This is a genomic window from Methylobacterium sp. WL8, assembly GCF_008040045.1.
In the GTDB taxonomy this organism is placed as follows: Bacteria; Pseudomonadota; Alphaproteobacteria; order Rhizobiales; family Beijerinckiaceae; genus Methylobacterium; species Methylobacterium cerastii.
In genome coordinates this window covers 1-3,412 of sequence record NZ_VRVF01000158.1, presented here as the reverse complement: position 1 = coordinate 3,412, position 3,412 = coordinate 1, and the positions used below count along the sequence as shown (strand labels likewise).

The following is a 3,412-nucleotide window of genomic DNA, read 5'->3' as shown; positions in this document are numbered from 1 at the left end:
CCGTGGAGGCCGCCTTAACCGCCCCGCGCCATCCTTCGCACGAGCCGCGTCGCGTATCGGCTCACGCTGGTGAGATCCGGGGTTCCCCCGCCCCGTGAGCAGATCGGGGCGGGGCCGAACCGTGGGCGTGCCCCCGAAATGGGAACGCGGCCTGCAACGGTGGGTCGGCCCTAATCCTGTGCCTGAGGGCTCGCCTCGATCCGCCGTGGCTCTCGATGCCGTGGCGGACAGGCGGGTCTGTCGCGTCCGGCCGAATGGGAGCGGGCGCGCGAGCGAAGGGCGGCCGCGCCCGGCGAAGCGCACGACATCCCTTGCTGTCGCGCTCCGTTCGCGGTACGCACCATCGGCGTCGCCGACGGGCTCGACGGATGAATCGTTCAGCCGAAGTACACGTCGTATCAACGGCTTGGGCCTGTAGCTCAATGGTTAGAGCCGACCGCTCATAACGGTCTGGTTGCAGGTTCGAGTCCTGCCGGGCCCACCAATACCTTCAGCGACTTAGGCGACATTCCGACGGGCGGCGCTGACCTCGCCCACAGGAATGCCCACTTTTTGACGCTTCTTCCGGTTCTGGATGTTGAACGATTCGGCGGCCGCTTCCTGAAAGTCGGGATGGTGGTGGCCGTAGACGTCGATGAGCATCTGAGGGGACATCCCGAGGAAGCCGGCGATCTCGCCGATGTCCTCACCGTTCTGCATCATCCAGCTCGCGGAGGTGTGCCGCAGGGTATGCGGATGCACCCCCCCCTCCAGGCCGGCGAGTCGGACGGCTGACGCGAAGCCGACCTTGACCGAGGCGACTGGCTTGCCGTTCCATTCGATAAAGTGGGTCTTAAGCCGCCACCGGCGCATGTGCGCGACAAGCCTCGACGGAAGACGCACGAGAGGCTGGCGCTTCTTCGTGGCCTTCTTGCCCTCGGCGAGTCGCTGGAACTGGCCGGCATCGAGATCGACCCAGGAATGGCCGATGCCGCGATAGGGCGAGGCTGTCGCGATGGCCCCTGCCCTGGTGCCGGTGTAGAGACCGATCAGGATGAACCGGGCGATGTGCCGAAGCGGACGCTTGTCCGTCGTTACGGACTTGCCCGCCCGTGTCCCGCGCTGCCAGACCTGCACCTCACGATGGCGCCAGCACGTCCACAGCAGGCGCGCGACCTCGCTCCTGGTCAGCCATCGATCGCGCGAGACGCCTTTCTCGGGGAGAAGCACCTCGACGATCTCGCGGTGCAGTCCGTGCTTGCGATGCAGGGTGATCGCTGCGGCGAGATCCTGAAGGTCGCGGCGGGCACCGCCTGGCGTACCTCGGGAGGCAGCGTATGCCTCACAGGTCTCTCCCGTGACGTCGGACAGCATGCGGCCGCCCCACCATTTCGTCAGCCGGATCACGCGCTCGTCGAGCTTCGCTTTGTTGGCCTGCTTTTCGCGGGTCTTGTCGTGGTAGAAGTCTAAGACTTCGGCCACGTCTATCTTTTCAATGTCCTTAATTCTGCGGTCGGCCGATTTGCGTTCTGCGATGTAGATGGCGAGTTTGCTTTCAGCCTCTCTAACTTCATCAAGAGCGCATCCCGTGGCGATAAACTTTGCGCCGTCGCGGATGACCCAGCTGCCGCGCTCGCGGAGCTTGCCCGTCTTGACGTCGTAGCGCGGCTCTCGGAACCACAGTCGCGTGCCTTTGGTCGGGCGAGGCATCGTTGCATCATCTCGTTGACGGCCGCGAGGGTCGTGTAATCCTTGCCGGCGATCCGCATCGTGACAAGGTGGCCGCGGGCGGCCTCGCGGCGCAGACCAGACACCGTCATGGTGCGGTCGGGGAACGCCATCTCGGCCGCCACAGCGAGCCGCAGCGGAGAGGTGTCGGTGATCTCCGACGCATCGGGGATGCGCAGGTGCTTACCCATCCCCGTGCCCCCGTCCCCGTGCGGGCGGATGAGGTTCGGCAGCGTGCCTCGCAACGCCAGCCTCGACGTGCTTACGGGCGGTTTCGTCGGTGGGGTGCTCGGTGATGCTGAGGAACTTCGCGTGCGGCTGCCCCTTCTTTCGACCAGGGCGGATGACGTAGTCCGCCACGCCTCGACCTCGGACCGGCATGACGTAGCCGTGCATCGTGCCGGCCTCGTCCACCAAATCGGTGCAGCCGACCTCGCCCTTGATCCAGCGCAGACCAGAAATCATCACGGCCCGTTGGGTCATGCTGCCCTCCCCCTCGTCGCCTGTGCCGACTGCACCCGGAACACTCCTCTACTTGGGCGGTAGGTCCGGCAATCGAGGGCGCGATGCCCCGCACCCGTCCGAGGAGAACGAGCATGTTCCGTGAGGTAGCTTACGCGCTTGGGCTCGGCGTCATGACGCTGGATGTCGAGGAAGCGTTGGAAGTGATTGCCTGAGATCGGCAGAGGAAAAGGCACATGCCCCACGACACGAAGAAGCCGGATGCACCCGCTTCGCAGGCGACGGAAGATGATATCGCTGCGCCGAGGCTGACGCCTCAAGGGCGTGATGCGTCCGACGGCGCCGGCGAAGACGAAACTGACCCGAACGGTGGCGCGAAAACCGGTCAGTCTGACAAAGCTGAGGGCGAATAGGCTCCTTAGCGGCCGGCCCCTGCGTAGGATGCGGGAGCCGGATCGATCGGATTTTAGGTAAAATCCAGGCATCGGTTTCATCCGTGCGTGCGAGGATCTGCAATCGGTTGCATCGGACTTGAACGATCTATGGAACGCAGAGCCACCCACCGCGAACGCACCGACGGAATCGGATCGATCAGCATCGACGAACACAGCTCTGTCGGCTGCATCGTCTACGTTGTTTCTGAGAACGGTATCCGCGTGACGCTCCCTCAGGCCGAGATCGTGCCGTCGATCTTCGTCCTCACGGCACCATTCCTGGGCAAGACCTTCGTGTGCGAGGTCGCTTGGCGGAACGATGAGAGCATCGGAGCGAAGTTCCGAGTGTAGGCCGCCCCTTCCGCCTTCTCGGAGATTATTGGGGGTCATGCCGCCTCCACTTGAGCAGGCGAGCGATGACGAGCGAGGATGACGCCGACTGCCGTCGGGGAACGCCATCTCGGCCGCTTCAGCGAGCCGCAGTGGAGAGGTTTCCGTGATCTCGGCTGCGTCGAAGATGCGAAGGTGCTTACCCATCAGCCAGTCTTCATAGTGGGACCGCCGGGGCGGTTGATGGTAGTGCGGCGGGCACCGCGACGATCTTGGCCTGAGCCCGCCGATCTACTAGCTGCTAGAAATGGAACGTGTCGGAGGAAATGCGGTCGCCGACCGTTGCATTTCCTGGCCTGCCCCCATTCGGTGGCCCAGGTTCGAAGTTAGTGCATCGTCGGCCGTGTGACGATGGCGGGGTGAGCGAGCGGCGCTGATCTGCTCGGTTCCGTTGGCCAGATGACGACCTCCGGTGCAGG

Annotated in this window: 4 protein-coding genes and 1 tRNA gene; 3 read left to right on the top strand and 2 right to left on the bottom strand. The window is 64.4% G+C overall.

Going from position 1 to position 3,412, the window contains the following annotated elements; all coding sequences use genetic code 11:
- Positions 1-408: 408 nt before the first annotated feature.
- Positions 409-484 (top strand) — tRNA-Ile (locus FV234_RS25515).
- Between the two features lie 14 nt (positions 485-498).
- Here the strand turns inward: FV234_RS25515 and FV234_RS25510 are convergent.
- Complete coding sequence (locus tag FV234_RS25510) at positions 499-1,689, bottom strand: site-specific integrase (RefSeq protein ID WP_147832406.1); 1,191 nt, start codon at positions 1,687-1,689, stop codon at positions 499-501.
- Between the two features lie 201 nt (positions 1,690-1,890).
- Positions 1,891-2,190, bottom strand: coding sequence for a hypothetical protein (locus FV234_RS25505; protein ID WP_147832405.1), 300 nt, complete (start codon positions 2,188-2,190; stop codon positions 1,891-1,893).
- Positions 2,191-2,405: 215 nt separating this feature from the next.
- Here FV234_RS25505 and FV234_RS26425 point away from each other — a divergent pair, with 215 nt between their 5' ends.
- Together FV234_RS26425 and FV234_RS25500 are read left to right on the top strand one after the other, a co-directional pair.
- Positions 2,406-2,582: a hypothetical protein gene (locus tag FV234_RS26425; RefSeq protein ID WP_187273808.1), complete on the top strand. Its 177-nt coding sequence runs from the start codon at positions 2,406-2,408 to the stop codon at positions 2,580-2,582.
- Between the two features lie 129 nt (positions 2,583-2,711).
- Positions 2,712-2,954: a PilZ domain-containing protein gene (locus FV234_RS25500; RefSeq protein ID WP_147832404.1), complete on the top strand. Its 243-nt coding sequence runs from the start codon at positions 2,712-2,714 to the stop codon at positions 2,952-2,954.
- The last annotated feature ends 458 nt before the right edge of the window (positions 2,955-3,412 follow it).